At 63.6% G+C, this 17,359-nt stretch carries 20 protein-coding genes and 1 tRNA gene; 16 read left to right on the forward strand and 5 right to left on the reverse strand.

Features of this window, described 5'->3' with window-relative positions; genetic code table 11:
• The first annotated feature begins 66 nt into the window (after window positions 1-66).
• The 14 genes from pepN to A3CW_RS51560 all read left to right on the forward strand — a co-directional run bounded on the left by pepN (window position 67) and on the right by A3CW_RS51560 (window position 11,887).
• Complete coding sequence (pepN, locus tag A3CW_RS0138035) at window positions 67-2,757, forward strand: aminopeptidase N (protein WP_028208211.1); 2,691 nt, start codon at window positions 67-69, stop codon at window positions 2,755-2,757.
• A gap of 266 nt (window positions 2,758-3,023) precedes the next feature.
• Window positions 3,024-4,040, forward strand: coding sequence for a class 1 fructose-bisphosphatase (locus A3CW_RS0138040; protein ID WP_028208212.1), 1,017 nt, complete (start codon window positions 3,024-3,026; stop codon window positions 4,038-4,040).
• A gap of 65 nt (window positions 4,041-4,105) precedes the next feature.
• Window positions 4,106-4,181: transfer RNA gene (locus tag A3CW_RS0138045), tRNA-Thr, on the forward strand.
• 72 nt (window positions 4,182-4,253) lie between these two features.
• Window positions 4,254-5,255, forward strand: coding sequence for a tyrosine-type recombinase/integrase (locus A3CW_RS48950; RefSeq protein ID WP_051481990.1), 1,002 nt, complete (start codon window positions 4,254-4,256; stop codon window positions 5,253-5,255).
• Between the two features lie 250 nt (window positions 5,256-5,505).
• The gene (locus A3CW_RS0138055; protein ID WP_028208213.1) at window positions 5,506-5,853 is read left to right on the forward strand and encodes a hypothetical protein; all 348 of its coding nucleotides are present in this window, start codon (window positions 5,506-5,508) and stop codon (window positions 5,851-5,853) included.
• 10 nt (window positions 5,854-5,863) lie between these two features.
• Window positions 5,864-6,916, forward strand: coding sequence for a hypothetical protein (locus A3CW_RS0138060; protein WP_028208214.1), 1,053 nt, complete (start codon window positions 5,864-5,866; stop codon window positions 6,914-6,916).
• Between the two features lie 95 nt (window positions 6,917-7,011).
• Window positions 7,012-7,587 (forward strand): hypothetical protein, encoded by a 576-nt coding sequence (locus tag A3CW_RS0138065; RefSeq protein WP_154678164.1) that lies wholly within the window; start codon window positions 7,012-7,014, stop codon window positions 7,585-7,587.
• Window positions 7,588-7,609: 22 nt separating this feature from the next.
• The gene (locus A3CW_RS0138070) at window positions 7,610-7,822 is read left to right on the forward strand and encodes a hypothetical protein (RefSeq protein WP_028208216.1); all 213 of its coding nucleotides are present in this window, start codon (window positions 7,610-7,612) and stop codon (window positions 7,820-7,822) included.
• Complete coding sequence (locus A3CW_RS0138075; protein WP_028208217.1) at window positions 7,819-8,079, forward strand: hypothetical protein; 261 nt, start codon at window positions 7,819-7,821, stop codon at window positions 8,077-8,079. The genes A3CW_RS0138070 and A3CW_RS0138075 overlap by 4 nt, the downstream gene beginning before the upstream one ends.
• 87 nt (window positions 8,080-8,166) lie before the next feature.
• Window positions 8,167-9,210 carry a hypothetical protein gene (locus A3CW_RS0138080; RefSeq protein ID WP_028208218.1) on the forward strand — a complete coding sequence of 348 codons (1,044 nt, stop codon included), beginning with the start codon at window positions 8,167-8,169 and terminating at the stop codon, window positions 9,208-9,210.
• On the forward strand, window positions 9,207-9,425 hold the full coding sequence (locus A3CW_RS0138085; protein ID WP_028208219.1) for a hypothetical protein: 219 nt from the start codon (window positions 9,207-9,209) through the stop codon (window positions 9,423-9,425). The genes A3CW_RS0138080 and A3CW_RS0138085 overlap by 4 nt, the downstream gene beginning before the upstream one ends.
• 1 nt (window position 9,426) lies before the next feature.
• Window positions 9,427-10,719, forward strand: coding sequence for a phage portal protein (locus A3CW_RS48955; protein WP_035515162.1), 1,293 nt, complete (start codon window positions 9,427-9,429; stop codon window positions 10,717-10,719).
• Window positions 10,716-11,003, forward strand: a complete 288-nt coding sequence (locus tag A3CW_RS0138095) for a hypothetical protein (protein WP_028208220.1) — start codon at window positions 10,716-10,718, stop codon at window positions 11,001-11,003. The genes A3CW_RS48955 and A3CW_RS0138095 overlap by 4 nt, the downstream gene beginning before the upstream one ends.
• A gap of 455 nt (window positions 11,004-11,458) precedes the next feature.
• Entirely contained in the window at window positions 11,459-11,887 is a 429-nt protein-coding gene (locus A3CW_RS51560) for an XkdW family protein (protein ID WP_051481991.1), read from the forward strand.
• Between the two features lie 7 nt (window positions 11,888-11,894).
• On the opposite strand, the gene A3CW_RS0138105 is transcribed toward A3CW_RS51560, so the two are convergent.
• The 4 genes from A3CW_RS0138105 to A3CW_RS0138120 all read right to left on the reverse strand — a co-directional run bounded on the left by A3CW_RS0138105 (window position 11,895) and on the right by A3CW_RS0138120 (window position 15,029).
• Window positions 11,895-12,182 carry a hypothetical protein gene (locus A3CW_RS0138105; protein WP_028208222.1) on the reverse strand — a complete coding sequence of 96 codons (288 nt, stop codon included), beginning with the start codon at window positions 12,180-12,182 and terminating at the stop codon, window positions 11,895-11,897.
• Window positions 12,183-12,407: 225 nt separating this feature from the next.
• Window positions 12,408-13,121: a hypothetical protein gene (locus A3CW_RS48965; RefSeq protein ID WP_051481992.1), complete on the reverse strand. Its 714-nt coding sequence runs from the start codon at window positions 13,119-13,121 to the stop codon at window positions 12,408-12,410.
• A gap of 181 nt (window positions 13,122-13,302) precedes the next feature.
• Window positions 13,303-13,647 carry a hypothetical protein gene (locus A3CW_RS0138115; protein WP_028208223.1) on the reverse strand — a complete coding sequence of 115 codons (345 nt, stop codon included), beginning with the start codon at window positions 13,645-13,647 and terminating at the stop codon, window positions 13,303-13,305.
• A 428-nt stretch (window positions 13,648-14,075) separates the two neighbouring features.
• The gene (locus tag A3CW_RS0138120; protein WP_051481993.1) at window positions 14,076-15,029 is read right to left on the reverse strand and encodes a LysR family transcriptional regulator; all 954 of its coding nucleotides are present in this window, start codon (window positions 15,027-15,029) and stop codon (window positions 14,076-14,078) included.
• Between the two features lie 117 nt (window positions 15,030-15,146).
• Between A3CW_RS0138120 and A3CW_RS0138125 the strand changes: the two genes are divergently transcribed.
• Window positions 15,147-16,265 carry an aldo/keto reductase gene (locus tag A3CW_RS0138125; RefSeq protein ID WP_028208225.1) on the forward strand — a complete coding sequence of 373 codons (1,119 nt, stop codon included), beginning with the start codon at window positions 15,147-15,149 and terminating at the stop codon, window positions 16,263-16,265.
• Between the two features lie 553 nt (window positions 16,266-16,818).
• Complete coding sequence (locus A3CW_RS53520) at window positions 16,819-16,968, forward strand: hypothetical protein (protein ID WP_027795377.1); 150 nt, start codon at window positions 16,819-16,821, stop codon at window positions 16,966-16,968.
• 137 nt (window positions 16,969-17,105) lie between these two features.
• Here A3CW_RS53520 and A3CW_RS0138135 read toward each other — a convergent pair.
• Window positions 17,106-17,359, reverse strand: a 254-nt coding sequence (locus A3CW_RS0138135; RefSeq protein WP_028208226.1) for a transposase, incomplete at its 5' end; no start/stop codon positions are given.

Raw genomic sequence — 17,359 nt, forward strand, 5'->3', positions numbered from 1 at the left:
CCGCGGCCGGCCAATCCGATCCACACCGAGCGATCCACACCGATCCGACACACCCCCATCCAGACCATGTCCGATACCGCCACGCCCACCGTGATCCGCCGCGAAGACTACGCGCCGCCCGCGTTTCTGATCGATACCGTCGACCTCGAATTCGACCTCGTGCCCGAGCGCACGATCGTCAAGAGCACCTTGCGCGTGCGTCGCAATCCCGACGCGCAACCCAGCGCGCATCTCGAACTCATGGGCGAGCAGCTCGAATTCATCGGCGCGGCGATCGACGGCAAGCCTTACGCGAATGTGCGCGCGCACGAACACGGGCTCACGATCGAGAACGTGCCCGAAGCCTTCGAGCTCACGCTCACCGGCGCGTGCGCGCCCGCCGCCAACACCACGCTCTCGGGCCTGTACGTGTCGAGCGGCAACTTCTTCACGCAGTGCGAGGCCGAAGGTTTCCGCCGCATCACCTGGTTCCTCGACCGACCCGACGTGATGGCGACCTTCACGGTCACGCTGCGCGCAGACAGGATCGCCTACCCGGTGCTGCTCTCGAACGGCAATCTGATCGCCGAAGGCGAGTTGCCCGATGGCCGTCACTATGCGAAATGGGAAGACCCGTTCCGCAAGCCGAGCTATCTGTTCGCGCTCGTCGCGGGCAAGCTCGTGGCGCTGGAGGAGCGCATCCAGAGCGGTTCGGGCAAGGAAAAGCTGCTGCAGGTCTGGGTCGAGCCGCACGATCTCGACAAGACGCGCCACGCCATGGACTCGCTCATCCACTCGATCCACTGGGACGAACAGCGCTTTGGCCTCGAACTCGATCTGGACCGCTTCATGATCGTCGCCGTGAGCGACTTCAACATGGGCGCGATGGAGAATAAGGGGCTCAACATCTTCAATACGAAGTACGTGCTCGCGAATCCGGAAACGGCCACCGATGTCGACTTCGCCAACATCGAGGCCGTGGTCGGTCACGAGTACTTCCACAACTGGACCGGCAACCGCGTGACCTGCCGCGACTGGTTCCAGCTGAGCCTGAAGGAAGGCCTCACGGTGTTCCGCGACCAGGAGTTCTCGGCCGCGATGTCGGGCGGCGACGAGAACGAAGCGGCGCGCGCGACCAAACGCATCGAAGACGTGCGCGTGCTGCGCCAGATGCAGTTCGCCGAAGACGCAGGCCCGATGGCGCATCCCGTGCGCCCCGAGAGCTACGTCGAGATCAACAACTTCTACACGATGACCGTCTACGAAAAAGGCGCGGAAGTCGTGCGGATGTATCAAACGCTGCTCGGACGCGACGGCTTCCGTAAAGGCATGGACCTGTACTTCCAGCGCCACGACGGCCAGGCCGTGACCTGCGACGACTTCCGCCACGCCATGGCCGACGCGAATGGCCGCGACCTCGCGCAGTTCGAGCGCTGGTACAGCCAGGCGGGCACGCCGCGCGTGAGCGTGAGCACGAGCTACGACGAAGGCACGCGCTGCTACAGCGTGACGCTCACGCAGGGCTACGCCAACGGCTCGCCCGCCGCGCGCGAAACGCAAAAGGGCCCGCTGCACATTCCGTTTGCGATCGGCCTGATCGGCCCTGACGGCGCGGACCTGCCGCTGCGCCTCGAGGGCGAAGCCGCCGCGCACGGCACGACGCGCGTGCTGGAGCTGACCGACACGCAGCAAACCTTCACGTTCGCCGATGTGATGGCCAAGCCCCTGCCCTCGCTGCTGCGCAACTTCTCGGCACCGGTCATCGTCGACTACGACTACGGCAACGACGAACTCGCGTTCCTGCTCGCGCACGACAGCGATGCGTTCAACCGCTGGGAAGCGGGCCAACGCCTCGCCACGCGCGAACTGCTTGCGCTTGCCGGGCGCGCCGCCGTGGGCCACCCGCTCGAAATCAACGACGCGCTCGTCGATGCATTCCGCCGCGTGCTGACCGACGAATCGCTCTCGCCTTCGTTCCGCGAGCTTGCGCTCATGCTGCCTTCGGAAACATATCTCGCCGAGCAGATGGCCGAATCCGATCCGGCCGCCGTGCATGCCGCGCGCCAGTTCGTGCGCAAGCAACTGGCAACGGCGCTGCAAGGCGAATGGCTCGCGGCCTATGAGCGCAATGTCACGCCGGGCGTGTACGAGCCGACACCCGAGGCCGCTGGACACCGCGGGTTGAAGAACCTCGCGCTCTCGTATCTCTCGGAACTCGACGATGGCGCGCAAGCAGTGCGACTCGCCACGGCGCAATACGACGCGGCGAACAACATGACCGACCGTTCGGCGGCGCTGTCCGCGCTGTTGAACGTGCAGGCGGCCACGGGAGGCGACGTCGCGCGCCGCGCGCTCGAAGACTTCTACGTTCGCTTCGAGAAGGAGCCGCTCGTGATCGACAAGTGGTTCGCGCTGCAAGCCACGCAGCGGGGCACGGCACAACACCCGACCATCGAGACGGTGCGCGCGCTCATGGTCCACCCGGCGTTCAACATCAAGAACCCGAACCGCGCACGCTCGCTGATCTTCAGCTTCTGCGCCGCGAACCCCGCGCAGTTCCACGCCGCCGATGGCTCGGGCTACGCATTCTGGGCCGACCAGGTGATCGCGCTCGATGCGCTCAATCCGCAGGTCGCGGCGCGCCTCGCCCGCAATCTCGAACTGTGGCGCCGCTTCACGCCCGCGCTGCGTGACGCGATGCGCACGGCGCTGGAGCGCGTCGCGGCTGAAGCCAAATCGCGCGACGTACGCGAGATCGTCGAAAAAGCGCTGGCTTGATCAGACGAAACGGCACGAATCGGCACACAGCGCGCGGCGCCTGAGCAGCGCCGCGCGGCGATCCACGAACCGGCCTGCGCGCCGGTTTTTTTGCGCATTTTTTTCACGATTATTTTTGGCGGCGCGAAGCGACCCGTCACCGCGCGAAAAGCCGCTCCAGCAAGCCCGGCCGCGCCCCGGCGCTTTATTTTGCGCGGCTGTGCGGCGGGCAGTCACAGTCGAGCGGGTAGAATTGCGCTATTCCCAAGCGTATCCGGAGTACTGCAATGGCTTTGCAACGTCGCACCACCCTCACCAAGTACCTGATCGAGCAGCAGCGCCAGCACCGCAACCTGCCTGCCGACCTGCGTCTTCTGATTGAAGTCGTCGCGCGCGCGTGCAAGGCGATCAGCTTCAACGTCAGCAAGGGCGCGCTCGGTGACGCGCTCGGCACGGCCGGCAGCGAGAACGTCCAGGGCGAAGTGCAGAAGAACCTCGACATCCTCTCGAACGAAATCCTGCTCGACGCCAACGAATGGGGCGGCAACCTCGCCGCGATGGCCTCGGAGGAAATGGAAACGTTCTTCCCGATCCCGGCCAACTATCCGAAGGGCGAATACCTGCTCGTGTTCGATCCGCTCGACGGCTCGTCGAACATCGACGTGAACGTGTCGATCGGCACGATCTTCTCGGTGCTGCGCTGCCCGGACGGCCAGCAGGCAACCGAGGAATCGTTCCTGCAGCCCGGCACGAAGCAGGTCGCGGCAGGCTACGCCGTGTACGGCCCGCAAACGGTGCTCGTGCTCACGACCGGCCACGGCGTGAACTGCTTCACGCTCGATCGCGAACTGGGCTCATGGGTGCTCACGCAAAGCAACATGCGCATTCCGGAAGACACGCGCGAATACGCGATCAATGCGTCGAACGCACGCCACTGGTATGAGCCGGTGCAGCAGTACATCGGCGAGCTGAACGCCGGCAAGGACGGCGCGCGTGGCGAGAACTTCAACATGCGCTGGATCGCCTCGATGGTCGCGGACGTGCACCGCATTCTGAACCGCGGCGGCATCTTCATGTACCCAGCCGACAAGCGCGACCCGTCGAAGCCGGGCAAGCTGCGCCTGATGTACGAAGCGAACCCGATGTCGTTCATCGTCGAACAGGCGGGGGGCATGGCGACCAACGGCGAAGAGCGCATTCTCGATATCCAGCCGAAGGGCCTGCACGAGCGCGTCGCCGTGTTCCTCGGCTCGAAGAACGAGGTCGAGCGCGTCACGCGCTACCATCATGAAGCCAAAAAATGAAAAAGATGAGGAAGGGGCTTGCATAGTTTGCCGCAACTTCCTATAATCTTGCTTCTCTGATGTGCGCCGGAATAGCTCAGACGGTAGAGCAGCGCATTCGTAATGCGAAGGTCGGGGGTTCGATTCCTCTTTCCGGCACCAAACCCAATACCGGTACGGCTTCCAGCCCGCCATGCACTAGCGACGAATGCGTTGCTTTACATGGAGCCTGAGATGCCTGCCAGCACACCGAAATCGGCGTCGTTGTCCAGAACGACCGCCTACAATGTCAGCCCGATCCGGCCAAATACGGCCGCGCGTCGGGCTATTTCATTTTCCGAACTCGCCGACGCCTACCTTGCCACCTATGCGGGGCGCGATCCGTCACGTGGGCAGGGCGTCGCCCGCTGGTGCCAGTACTTTGACGGTTGGCTTGCGCACGAGATTGACGCGGACGCGGTGGCCGATGCGCTGGACCACTGGGCATCAACACCCGTGCGCCGCTTCATGGGCTACGACAAGGAAACCGGGGAGCCCCGGTACAAGGAACTCGACGTGCCCGCCCCTGCCACCGTTGCGAAGGCGAAGGCGGTGGTGAGCGCGGTGCTGACGTTTGGCCGCGACCGCCGCATGATGCCCAAGGGCTGGACCAACCCGGCGCGCGACGTGGCGCTGCCCAGCTTTGACAATGCCCGCACCCGCTTCCTCTCCGACGCCGAGCGCGAGCGGTTGCTGGCGGTGTGCCGCGTGAGCACGTGGGACCGGTTGTATTTGCTGGCGTTGATGGGCCTCACCTGCGGTGCGCGGCACGGCGAACTCATGCGGCTGCGTTACCGCGACATCGACCTTGACGCGGGCACCGCCTACCTCGCCACGAGCAAGAACGATGAGCCGCGCGTGCTCGTGCTCACGCCCGCCGTCGTGAGCGAGATTCGCAGCCTCGGCAAACCGGCGCACCCGGACGCCCTGCTCTTTGCCCGCGTGGGCCGCCCCGATGTGCCCTTCACCACGAACTCCGCATGGGCTGCGGCGCTGGTTGACGCCCGCATAGAGAACTTCCGGTTTCACGACCTGCGGCATAGCTGCGCGTCCATGCTGGCGCAGAACGGCGCGTCCCTGCTCGACATTGCCGACACGCTGGGCCACAAGGACATGAGCATGGTCAAGCGCTACGCCCACCTCTGCATCGACAGCAAACGCGCCACCATCAACCGCGTCATGGCGAATGTCGGATGACAGCGCACACCACCACACGAAGCCCCGCGTAGTCGGGGCTTTTTTTCGACCGCGTGAGCCCACCTGCACCCCCCGCGCTGCGAGCTGTGCGCACGTGTAGCCACATGTATTTAGAACTGCTGCGGAGTGCGTAAAGTTACAAAAAATAGTTCACACCTGTAAAGCCGTGCCACAAGCGCGACCGCAACATAACCACATCGGGCGGGCTGGAACCCCGTGCCGGTATTGGGTTAACCATACGGGAGCAAGCATGGACGCAGAGAACACCACCTCCAAGCGCATCACTGACGTTTACATGGGCGACGACGCCTTCTGTGATTCACCGTTGGGCAAAGAACTGTTCCCGTCCGGGCTCGCCATGCGCGCGTTCGTGTCAGGCGAAATCAAGCGCCAACTCATGCAAGACGGGTTCATCTTCGTCAACGGCCGCTCTCTCGCGACCGACGACCCGCAAGCGCTGTTCGACGCCATCGTGAACATCAAGAAGGCCGCGAGCCGCAAGATGGCCGAGCAACGCACGGCACGCCCGGTGTATGAAGGCATTCGCCGCCGCCGCAGCGCCAGCGTGAGCGAACCGCCCACCGACGCGAACGCGTAAGGCGGCTCCCATGAGCGCCGATCACGAGGTCGATGCGGAGAACCTGTCTCCGCGTGAGGAAGCGACGCGTGCGGCGGAGGACCATTGGAGAACGCCCACGCAGCGCCACATCACCATCACGCTCGCGCGGCTCGTGAGCGACAGCAGTTACCAGATAAACCCTTCCGCCGCGTTCATGTCCGAACGCACCGGCTACGCAAGGTCGGTCATCAACGACACCTTTGCCGAGTTGAAGAAGTTGGGCGTGCTGCGCATCGTGGGCAAGACGGGACGCGGCGGTTCCAACGTCTACGAGTTCGACCCGGACGCGCTCACGCAGGCATACCCGAAGCGTGAGGCGTGGGAGTTGGTACGCGAGCGCATGTGGCAGCAGCCGCATAACCAGAAGTGGATGAACGGCCGGAAAGATACCCGCCAAGCGGGCAAGTTAGACGAAGTTGCCCGCGAGCCGGTGAAGTTCGCAAACGGCACGGCGAAGTCGAACTTGCCCGCCGAAGGTGCCGAACTTGCCCGGCACGCGAACGGAACTTGCCCGGCAGACGGGTCGAACTTGCCCGGCACGGACCCCGAACTTGCCCGGCTATCAGGCGGTAGGGTTTTAGAGGGTTCAGGAGGGTTAACAGAGGGCTATATAGGGGCGCTCATTGCCGCGCAGGCTAGTCCGACTGCGAAGCAGGGGGACCCAAAAGGTGCGGCGAAGTCGAACCCGATGCTCCAGTACGTGTTGACCACCTTTATCGCCCCCACCGACAAGCGTGCGGCTCAGGCTGCGGAGATTGGGCGCTGGTTTGTGGAATGCGGTGGCAGCGTGCCGAAGAAGCGCGACCGGAAGAAGCGCATGGCCGCTGACCTTCTCGACTTCGTGAACATGGGTGTGACGCGTGGCGAGATTGAGGCGGGGCTTGATTGGGCAAACAAGCGGTATTTCAGCAGTGGCGCATGGCCCGGTGTCGCTCAGGGCGTGCGCTACGCACGTGAGCGCGAGCCGCACGACGAAGAACATGAGCCTGCCCGTTACCGGCTCGACGCAGCACCGGCAGGCAGCAATGACGCGGTTCATTGAAGCGCGATTTTTTTGGAGGCAGTAGTTAGGACCACGTAACGCGGATGCGTTACATGGAAAAGTGAGTGCAGCAACCAACCATTGGAGATGGGACCATGAAAAGCACATTGCCGATGACGGCGAAGGAGCGCGACGCAATCCGCGACGTGGTGAAGATGCGCGCACGGCTTGTGAAATCCGACATTGACGCCCGCGCGACGCTGCTGATTGCCGAAGCCGAGGCGCAGTTATCCGTGAAATATCAGCAGGACGATGAGCGCTGGGACCACGCGATTGAACTGGCCGAGCAGGTAGCGCGCGACGCCGACGCAGAACTGCTGCGCATTGCGAAGCGCGACGGCATACCTCTGGAAAACCGGCCGCGTTTTGTTGCCCGCTTCATGGAGCGCAGCGACTACGCGTTAAAGGATCGCCGCGACGAATTGCGCAGACTCGCGAGGGCGAAAGTTGAAGCCGCCGCGAAGGACTCGAAGCGCGTCGTTGAGCGCTGGCAGACGGAGACGATAACGGCACTGCTGGCAGGCACGTTGCAGACCGACGACGCAAAGGCATTTTTGGCCGCGCTGCCCACTATCGACTCGCTTCTGCCCGCGATGACGATGCAGCAGATCGACGCGCTGGTGAGCGGCGGTAACGTGCTGCGCCTTGTTTCGACCGGCACCGACGCGTGAGTACCAACCCAAAGAGGACGAGATGAAACTATGGCCGGAAATTATCGTGGACATGGACATACCCGCCAACCGCCGCGCACAGTTGCTTGTGTCGCTCGATTCGATGGATATGACGTTGCCCGAACGCCGTGAGTATTCGCGCGTAGCACAGCGGCAGATTGAAGCGACGATGGCAGAGGCCGACGCCTACGACGCCATGCAGAAAGGACCGAAGGGCGACGCGGGCAGACAGTGACCGACCTCGACGCCCGAGTTGACGTCACCGCTGCACTGTTGCGGCGGTGGCTCATCGAAAACGGTTTCCCGACCCTGCCCGACGATAGCGTTAGCGAGCCGGTTGCAAGTTTGCTGTGCGGGTACAAGAGCCGTGGCGCGCTGGCCCGCCGCATAGATGAAGGTCTCAGCGTGCCGCGATACCGGACGGTTGGACGCCGCCGTTACTACGCACTCCGCGATATCGCCGCGTGGCTCGAAGGCGGTTACGAAGCCTGACAACTCTGTAATTTCCTGTCCTGTTTGCCACTGGTACTTCGTCCGTTGTGCGCGCAATGTGAGCGCTCAAACCAAAGGGGAACGGACATGGCTCGACTTGACTTTGTGCGCACCGCCATCGCCATCGCGAAGGCAGACGGCGTGCTCGCCAACGCACGGCAAGTCGCCGTGGGGCAGTACGGCTCGCGCTCCGACATTACGGGCTTTCTGGAACGCGCGGCCGAGATGGTCGGCACCGGCAGCTTCGTTGACGCCAACGGCGACCCCGTGGCGTTCACAAGCGACACGCAGTTCATCACGCTCATCAACAACGGCTCGCTCATCGGCAAGATCGAAAGCGCGCTCGGTGGCGGTTGGCGCGCGACGCGGCCGATGGAACTGGTGGCCGTGCAGCAGAGCGGAGCCGTGGCGTCGTGGACACCAGAAGCTGCGGTCAAGATGATCGACGGCAGCGCCGACTTCCTCGTTGAGCAACGCCGCCCGCGCAAGGTCACGGCGACGTTAATCAGAAGCACCGAATTCGCGAAGTTCGGCAGCGAGTCGGCCGAACTGGCGCTGCAACGCGACCTCGTGCGCGCAGTCGTTGACGAACTCAACCGCACGCTGATTAGCGACGACCCGCCCACCGCCGCATCGCCCGGTGGACTGCTGTACGGCGTGCCCGCATTGCCGAGCACCGGCAGTCTCGACGGCGACGTGGCCGAACTCGTTGCCAATTTCAGCGGCGACCTCTCGCGCGCAGTGCTCATCTCGAATCCGCGCATGGGTGCCTCGTTCGCCGCCGCAGGCTTCGACCAGACCGCAGGTGCGCGCGGCGGTTTCGTCGCGGGCTTTAACTTCGTGACGGCCGAGGGCTTGCCCGATGGTCTGCTGGCACTGCTCGACGCGTCGCGCGTGCTCATGCACGACGGGCCGGTAATTCCCGGCAGCAGCACGCACGGCACCGTGACAGCGGACATGGGCAACGGTGAGCAGCCGTTGAGCCTGTGGCAGAACAACCTCGCGGCGTTGCGTGCGGAGAAGTTTGCGGACTGGCGCGCGCTCGACGGTGCCATTGTGTGGACCGATGACGCGCCGACGCGCAGCGTGAAGAAGGTCGCAGGGGCAACGGCGAAGAAGGTGAGCGCATGAACACGCCCACCCCGTACCCCACGCGCGCTCCGACGATTGACGCGCTTAATGCGTTTGTCGCGCTGGCAGAGGCGTTGGTCCGCGACCGCGACCTGCTCTTGGAACTGCACGCCAAGCGGGTCGCCCACGAAGGTGTCGAAGCCGTGTCCATCGAGGTGACGTTTCCGGGCGGCACACGGCTCACGGTGATCGCGGCCGACGACCCGGAGGACTGACATGCGCCTGCCCTTCGGACTCGAAATCGTGCGTTCGGCACCGCGTGATCTCGCGCCGGTCGCGTCGCAGGCTTTGTCACCGGCCGGTCCCGGTAACGGTGGATGGTTTCCGCTCGTCATCCGCGAACCGTTCGCGGGCGCGTGGCAGCAGAACGTCGAATTGAAGCCGGAAACGCTGCTCGCCTTTCACGCCGTGTATGCCTGCGTGACACTCATCAGCGCCGACATTGGAAAGCTCGACGTGCGCCTTATGCAGCGTGGCCGTCACGACGTGTGGGACGATGTGCACAACCCCGCGTTCTCGCCCGTGCTGCGCGAGCCAAACCACTTCCAGACGCCCACGCAGTTCGTGGAAAACTGGATCATGTCAAAGCTCACGCGCGGCAACACCTACGCGCTGAAGGAGCGCGACGAGCGCAACGTGGTCCGCAGGCTCTACATCCTTGCGCCGGATAACGTGACGCCGCTGGTCACGCCGAGCGGAGACGTGTACTACCAGTTGAAGGCCGACAACCTTGCGGGCCTGACCGAAGGCAACGTGGTCGTTCCTGCGAGCGAGATGATCCACGACCGCATGAACTGCCTGTTCCATCCGCTGGTCGGCACGTCGCCCCTGTTCGCCTGCTCGCTCGCCGCTCGGCAGGGACTGGCGATTGGCAACGGCTCGGCGTCCTTCTTCGAAAACGGTGCGCAGCCCGGCGGCATTCTGGTCGCGCCCGGTGCGATCAGCACCGAGGCCGCCGACCGGTTGAAGAGGCAGTGGGAGGACAAGTTCAGCGGTGCCAACCGTGGCCGCATCGCGGTGCTGGGCGACGGCATGAAATACGAACCGCTGATGATGAAGGCCGTCGATGCGCAACTGGTCGAGCAGCTGAAGATGACCAGCGAGATTGTGTGCAGCGTTTTTCACGTGCCCGGCTACATGGTGGGCATCGGCACGGCACCGACCTATCACAACGTCGAGGCGCTGGCGCAGAACTACTACAGCCAATGCCTGCAAAGCCTGATCGAAGCGTTCGAGCAGTGCATGGATCGCGGGCTGTCACTGCCGTCGAACTACCGCACTGAACTTGACCTCGATGGGCTGCTGCGCATGGACACGAGCGAACTGATGAAGACGCTCGCAGCCGGTGTTGGCGCTGGTGTACTCACGCCGAACGAGGCGCGACGCAGGTTGAACCTGAAGGCGATTAAAGGCGGCGACACCGCGTACATGCAGCAGCAGAACTATTCGCTCGCGGCGCTTGATGACCGCGACCGTACTAACCCGCTCGGTGGAGATGCGCTGCCATGACGCGAATCTATCTCGGCAAAGCCATGCTCGAACGCGTGGCCGCTTCGCGCATCGCCGCCGAAGGGATGCTCGGCAGTCGTTACGCTGATGACGTGCGCGACCTCGTGCGGTGTGCGCTGCGCGATGGCGAAGAGTGGTTGGGCTTTGAGCTTCGCGATGGTGTCGTGGTCGCGTGCCGCGACAACTGCCCGTTCAAAAAATATCGCAGCCCGCTGACGAGCCTTCCGAGTGAGCGGCCGGAGCGGCGAGGGAAGCCCCCGGCCGGTACTCGAAATGATTTCTGACAGATCGACGTACACCTTCCCCCAAACCTTTCTTCGCATGGCCGCAAGCTCACGGAAGGGGGGTCGGATAAGAACTACAGACCCGGCGCTGACCCCGCGATGACCCGTTGGACACGTCCGGGGCATGGCGGACGCGAATATCCATGCCACGGATGCAAGTAGTGCTGACAGGCTGCACAAGCGCGGCAGACTCTCCACCTGCTGCGCGGATTCACCCCGTTTCGCCCGGTACGCGGGGCAGGTAGACCGGGCAACCGAACTGGATGCTGCATGACATCGGTGTGGCGCGCGTCTTTAGTCTGTACTCCTCGTGCCACACCGATCAACCCGTTCGCCCGGTCACGGTTAATGCAGCTAGACCGGGCACCCTGCAATCTGCTCTTTGATGTTCTTTCGTCAGGTCGTGGGCGTTCATCGTGGGCCGCTCACGGCCTTCTTTTTAGGTGGAGCACGCCATGCCCAGCATCATCGAGCACATGTTGTCGCACGAGGAACTTGCCTTCCTTCTGCAAAAGCTCTACCCCGGCACCGAGAACGGAAAGGACTATCTGACCGCGCACTGGGTCGCGCATGGCAGTGCCGAGCAAACCGGCCCCGCGCAAATAGTCGATTGGAAGCGTGAGGACTTGGCGCAGCCGAGCGACAAGGAAATAAAGGCGCTATGGAAGCGGCACTCGAAGGAGTACGAGACGATCAAGGCGGCAAACCACGCTCGCGCACGGCGCAACGCACTACTGACGGACGTGGATGCCACCATTAACCGCCTTGAGGACGGTGGTGCTCGCGCCGCCGATTGGCGTGCATACCGCAAGGCGTTGCGCGACGTTCCTCAACAACCGGGCTTCCCGCACAAGATCGCATGGCCGAAGGAACCGAAGGTCTAGCACCGCCTCACGTGCTGCCCTTGTCCCGGTGGTGCCATCGCTGCGCGGTCCACTTCGCTTGCGCCACCGTGCGCTGATGCACGCGCATCCTACCGCCGCTCTCAACCACGGGTTCCGGCTGCGCCACCTTCGCCTCGGGCGACGGACCCGTGCTCACGTAGCTCGCGCACGCCGCGTCAAGCAGCTTGCCACCGACGCGCTCAACCGGGCTATCTCGAAGCGATGCAATCTCACGCAGACGTGCGCGGGTTGCATCGGTGACCCAAACGACACAAGGCAATGCGAACCGTCCCATGACGACCTCCGCGCGGTGGTGGTAGCGATGAACGGCATTGTAGGCAGCAGCACGGCAAACCTCGCACACGGCAGGCTCGCGTCGTGTTGCCGGTGCGTGCGTACCGCCGCGCCATCACCAAGCCCACCACGGGCCGCGTTCCATACGTGAATACAGATGAGCACGCAACGGCGCGCGTTACAGCGGCAGGTGCTTGAAAAAAGCATCCACCGTGGCGAAGCTCACCTAGAACGTCGCGTCGTCGTCGAGCGCAGGCTTCCTGTTCGCCTGCGCTTCGCTCAACGGCCTGCCATGCTCCAGCAGGTAGTTCGAACGCCGGTCGAGGTCATTCTTGAAGAAGCGCATGCGAAGGCGAAACGCCCAAACAGGCCAGAGCCGGAAGACAAAGCGGTCGAGCATGTATTCCCCCATCACTGCGTGCTCTGCGACGAGGTTCCAGTTTCCGATCACACTTGCGACCTTCACCTGTATGCGTTCTTCGAACTCGGCGGCATTGGGTGGCGGCATAGGTGCCTTGGCCGCGTCTTCAAGTTCAGCGAACTCGGCGAGCCCCTGCTCGAAATAGCGGTGGATCATCTGGCAGTGGTACAGGTGGGCATACAGCGCCGGATGAATATCTGATAGCTGGCCGAGCGCAGGGCTATGCAGGACACTTGCGACAGGTCGTAAGCGCAGAAGGCTCCGGCACACGCGCTTTGCCGCTTCGGCTGCTGGCTTGTTACTCGCGCTGGCCCTTTCACTTAACGCCCCATGTGCGCCCCGGATATTCTGTAGTTCGGGAAGGAGTGCGCCAGCCGCGATTCGACGCTCGCGCTGCGTTGCCCGCGACGCGACAATGAGCGCGCCGACCGCGCCCATCATCGCCCCGATGATTGCGCCAGCGAGGTCCTGCCAGCAGTGCAGGGTAGCGATGAAACCGATATGCCCGTCAGCCGTCATGGTTGCCCCCGGTTGTTCTGGTCGCGCTAGTGTATCAACCGGCAACGCCAAGATCGGCTCGCCACGCCGTTCGCTATGTCGTGGTGGTGGGCGCGCAAACTTGCACGCCCTCAACTTCCCGGTGCGCTCACGCCGCCCGGCAACGCCAACACGTCGCCGCTCTAACTGCCAACGCGAAATTTCATGCTGCGCCTCCCTTGATGAGCGGCCAGTAGCCCGCGAGCCTCCGGTACTCCTGCTCGTCAATCTTCTCCGCCCGTGTCGGCGGGTTGCCGGTAACCGCCGCCGCGTAGAGCAGCCGGGGCACGTTGCCGCTGAACATGCCAATGAGCGTGCGCCCATCCTTCCCACGGCGCAGCCGCACGAGGTCAAAGGCGTTCATCACGCTCGGGAGGGGAATTGACATCAGGCTCCCAACCATAACGTCCGCTCGAAAGGCGGCGTACCAGAACTCGTGCCCCTGCCAGTCCACCATCTTCAATCGCCGGTCTATCTCGATCCGGTAGTCACGCGTCTTTTTGCCCATACCCTGCCTCCACTTCACTAGGCTGCGCAACGCGTAAACGACAAAGCCCCGTCCATCGCTGGTACGGGGCTTTACGTTTGACTAACAGCGGGCAGGGTCTAGCCGGACTTCTGCGCGCTGGCGTGCGGGGTTGCGGGCCGCACAACAAGGGCAAGCCTAGCACGGTTCCGGGTTGGTTCGTGCTAGGCTAGACCTTGGTTCGTGTTACACTCCTCACCCGCTAGTGCTCCGCGTTACATTCGTAATGCGAAGGTCGGGGGTTCGATTCCTCTTTCCGGCACCAGGATTCAAGCAAAAAGCCCAGTCTTCGGACTGGGCTTTTTGCTTTGTGGAGTCGGCGCACAGCACTCCGTGTGCAGCGCCCATCCGGCACCTCGCCCACCTCTTCGATCACCTCATCCCATCGCCCCAGCTCACGCTGCCCGAGCTTAGGCACCCTCACGCTTCTCGCGCAGAAAGTCGATGAACGCACGCAGCTTGGGCGGCAACTGCGCGCGCCCGGCCGTGTACAAATAGAAACCCGGAAACGATGCGCCCCACGGCTCGAGCACCGGCACGAGCCGGCCTTCGTCCAGGGGGGCCCGCACGTAATCTTCGATGACGTGCAGCAGACCCACGCCCTGCTCCGCGGCGCGCACCATTGTACGCAGATCGTTCGTCACGAAGCGGCCCTCGGTGACCACATCGAACACACGCCCAGCATCCTCCGGCTGCGCGAACTCCCAGCGGTAGACGCCGCCCGTCGCGAAGCGATAGTGCAGGCAATCATGCGCGGCCAGGTCATCGGGGGTGACAGGCCGCGCGTGGCCCTCGAAGTATTCCGGCGAGCCCACCACGACGATGCGAATCGGCCCGCCGATCGGCACCGCCACCATGCCAGGCGCAACCGATTCGCCCAGGCGGATGCCGGCATCGAAGCCGTCACCTACCAGATCGGCGAAACCGTCGTCGAGCGCGAGTTCGAGCTTGATGTGCGGATAGCGCGACATGAATTCCGCAAGGTGCGGCATGACGAGCAACTCGCTTGCCACGCGCGGCAGGTTGATGCGCAGCGTGCCGGCCGGGGCGTCGCGCGAGGCGTCGAGCGCATCGAACGCCGCCTCGATCTGTGAGAGCGCGGGCTGGACGCGCGCGAGAAACTGCGCGCCCGCCTCGGTCAGCGCGACCCGGCGCGTCGTGCGATTGAAGAGCCTCACGCCGAGTTGCGCTTCGAGCGCACGTACGGTTTGCGATAGCGCCGAAGTCGAGAAGCCCGCGGCGGACGCCGCACGCGTGAAGCTGCCATGGCGGGCGACAGCCGCCACCGCAAGCAGTGCGGGCAGGCGTCCCGCCAGTGCCGATGTGGCGGGCTGCGCGAACGTCGGAGTGGAAACCGGGCCCATGGTGTCTCCATTGTGAAGTCTGGCTTCACAGTACTTTCAGGTGAACCCGATTTTTCCACAAAAAGGAAAAGCGCAAGATGAGCTCGCGTTCGCCACTCACTCTTTGAGGAAACCGCCATGAAACTCGATACCTATACCCTGCTCGGCCGCTCGGGCCTGCGCGTCAGCCCCATCGCCCTCGGCACCATGACGTTCGGCACTGAATGGGGCTGGGGCGCCGACGAAGCCGCCGCACAGCGACTCTTCGACCTGTATGTCGACGCAGGCGGCAATTTCATCGACACCGCCGACCTCTATACAGAAGGCACGAGCGAAACCTGGGTGGGGCGCTTCGCGGCGGCGCGCGGTCTGCGCGAGCGGCTCGTCATCGCCACCAAGTATTCCTACAACGCGCAAGCGGGCAATCCGAACGCCGGCGGCAACCATCGCAAGAATCTGCTGCGCGCGCTCGACGGCTCGCTCAAGCGCCTCGGGACCGACTACATCGATCTCTATTACCTGCACACGTGGGACCGCATGACACCCGTCGACGAAGTAATGCGCGCCATGGACGACGCGGTGCGTGCGGGCAAGATCCGCTACGTGGGTCTCTCCGACGTGCCCGCCTGGTACGCGGGCCGCGCGCAGACGCTGGCCGACTGGCGCGGCTTCGAGCCGGTAGCGGCCATGCAGCTCGAATACTCCCTGATCGAACGCAACGCCGAACACGAATTCGCCGACCTCGCGACGCAACTCGGCATGGGGCTCGTGCCGTGGAGTCCGCTCGGCATGGGCGTGCTGTCCGGGAAATATCGGCCGTCGCAGGCAAGCGAGGGCGTGAGCGGTGCGGGCCGCTTGCAGACGGTGGGCGCAAAGCCGCCGCCCGGCTTCGACAAGCTCTCGGCGCACAACTTCGCGATCGTCGCCGAGCTCGAGCGGGTCGCGCACGAGGCCAACCGGCCCATGGCCCAGGTAGCGTTGAACTGGCTGTATCAGAAGCGCGGCGTGGCGAGCATCATCGTGGGCGCGACCAAGGCCGCGCAACTCGAAGAGTCGCTGGGCGCGCTCGACTTCACGCTCGCCCCCGAACTGGTCGCGCGTCTCGACGCGGCCTCCGAGCCCGCCCACCCGTTTCCCTACTACATGTTCGCGGACGGCCACCAGTCACGCATTCATGGCCAGGTCGACGTGCGCGCGACGCCCGCGAACCACGCTCACGTGCAGCGCGTGCCGGCGCCGCCGGAGGCCCAAACGTAACGAATTATCGGAGTGCATCAATACGCCGCGCCCGAATGCGCGGCTATTTACGTACGTTCGGTCATTAAATCGCGGCCAAATGACGCGCAACAAAGTATTAATCGCCCAATCGGATAGAAACGGTCGCTTACATAGTTTTAATTCTTATTAACGTTTCGACGTCAACGGCTAAGCATAATCGACCGTTGTAGACGAACGGTGGTTGCACGCTGAAGCTGGTGGGACCGGCCCGCGCTTGCGGCACCGCGCAACACGAACGCGGCAAGACTGCAGGGCGTGCGCGGTTCTCAGAGCCAGGGGAAGCGCGGTCGAGGCGTTGTGCGACTGCAGCAGACGCTGCGCGGGGGATTGGGGAGAAACGTGGAACGTGCGCGATTCACGCGGCATGCGGCAGTGCGAAGTTCATCTCAACAATTATATTCCCGCGCCGTTAATCATTTGTATTGCTGTGCGAAGAAAGCAACACGCGTGCGAGAAAAGCACTGTTACCGTAAGCGGGACTAGCGCAGCAGAAGTACCGAGCCGGATAATCGGCTTACATAGGAGAAAGATCATGGACGCCAAACCGCCAAGGATTCCGACCCCGGACCAAGTCTTCAGCCCGGATCCGGAACCGGTGGCCGTCGAGTTTCTCGGCGACGAATTGCCCGCTCACGTGCGGGCATTTCTCGACGAGCAACGCAAGGCACACGAACAGAAGTGACGGGGAAACGCACACGTACGCGCTCGCGGGCTAACGCGCGCGGCAGATGTTCGTGTGCCTTAAGACACGCGTAGTTCGGGGACGCGCGTGTCATGCTGCGCGGGGGTGTCCGGAATTTTGTGTAAACGGGTTGAGGCTTANCCCGGCNCCAGCCGCTCTTCGAACTGGATGGAGAAGCGGTTCAGGGCCGCCTTCCAGTCGCGGATCGGCATCGTCCACTTCTTGCTAATGTTGTTCAGGGCCAGGTAAAACAGCTTGGTGACGGCCTCATCGGTCGGAAACGAGCTGCGGGTCTTGATCACCTTGCGCAGGCTCATGTTGATCGATTCTATGGCATTCGTGGTGTAAATCACTTTCCTGATTTCTGGCGGGTAATCGAAGAACGGAATCA

This window comes from Paraburkholderia nodosa DSM 21604 (assembly GCF_000519185.1).
Classification (GTDB): Bacteria; Pseudomonadota; Gammaproteobacteria; order Burkholderiales; family Burkholderiaceae; genus Paraburkholderia; species Paraburkholderia nodosa.

What these genes read in the sequence shown, in the direction of transcription:
- A3CW_RS0138040 (WP_028208212.1), top strand. Translation starts at nt 3,024, where the DNA reads ATGGCTTTGCAACGTCGCACCACCCTCACCAAGTACCTGATCGAGCAG.
- A3CW_RS48950 (WP_051481990.1), top strand. Translation starts at nt 4,254, where the DNA reads ATGCCTGCCAGCACACCGAAATCGGCGTCGTTGTCCAGAACGACCGCC.
- A3CW_RS51560 (WP_051481991.1), top strand. Translation starts at nt 11,459, where the DNA reads ATGCCCAGCATCATCGAGCACATGTTGTCGCACGAGGAACTTGCCTTC.
- A3CW_RS0138115 (WP_028208223.1), bottom strand. Translation starts at nt 13,647, where the DNA reads ATGGGCAAAAAGACGCGTGACTACCGGATCGAGATAGACCGGCGATTG.
- A3CW_RS0138120 (WP_051481993.1), bottom strand. Translation starts at nt 15,029, where the DNA reads ATGGGCCCGGTTTCCACTCCGACGTTCGCGCAGCCCGCCACATCGGCA.
- A3CW_RS0138085 (WP_028208219.1), top strand. Translation starts at nt 9,207, where the DNA reads ATGAACACGCCCACCCCGTACCCCACGCGCGCTCCGACGATTGACGCG.
- A3CW_RS48955 (WP_035515162.1), top strand. Translation starts at nt 9,427, where the DNA reads ATGCGCCTGCCCTTCGGACTCGAAATCGTGCGTTCGGCACCGCGTGAT.
- A3CW_RS0138065 (WP_154678164.1), top strand. Translation starts at nt 7,012, where the DNA reads ATGAAAAGCACATTGCCGATGACGGCGAAGGAGCGCGACGCAATCCGC.
- A3CW_RS48965 (WP_051481992.1), bottom strand. Translation starts at nt 13,121, where the DNA reads ATGACGGCTGACGGGCATATCGGTTTCATCGCTACCCTGCACTGCTGG.
- A3CW_RS0138060 (WP_028208214.1), top strand. Translation starts at nt 5,864, where the DNA reads ATGAGCGCCGATCACGAGGTCGATGCGGAGAACCTGTCTCCGCGTGAG.
- A3CW_RS0138080 (WP_028208218.1), top strand. Translation starts at nt 8,167, where the DNA reads ATGGCTCGACTTGACTTTGTGCGCACCGCCATCGCCATCGCGAAGGCA.
- A3CW_RS0138125 (WP_028208225.1), top strand. Translation starts at nt 15,147, where the DNA reads ATGAAACTCGATACCTATACCCTGCTCGGCCGCTCGGGCCTGCGCGTC.
- A3CW_RS53520 (WP_027795377.1), top strand. Translation starts at nt 16,819, where the DNA reads ATGGACGCCAAACCGCCAAGGATTCCGACCCCGGACCAAGTCTTCAGC.
- A3CW_RS0138095 (WP_028208220.1), top strand. Translation starts at nt 10,716, where the DNA reads ATGACGCGAATCTATCTCGGCAAAGCCATGCTCGAACGCGTGGCCGCT.
- A3CW_RS0138105 (WP_028208222.1), bottom strand. Translation starts at nt 12,182, where the DNA reads ATGGGACGGTTCGCATTGCCTTGTGTCGTTTGGGTCACCGATGCAACC.
- A3CW_RS0138055 (WP_028208213.1), top strand. Translation starts at nt 5,506, where the DNA reads ATGGACGCAGAGAACACCACCTCCAAGCGCATCACTGACGTTTACATG.
- A3CW_RS0138070 (WP_028208216.1), top strand. Translation starts at nt 7,610, where the DNA reads ATGAAACTATGGCCGGAAATTATCGTGGACATGGACATACCCGCCAAC.
- pepN (WP_028208211.1), top strand. Translation starts at nt 67, where the DNA reads ATGTCCGATACCGCCACGCCCACCGTGATCCGCCGCGAAGACTACGCG.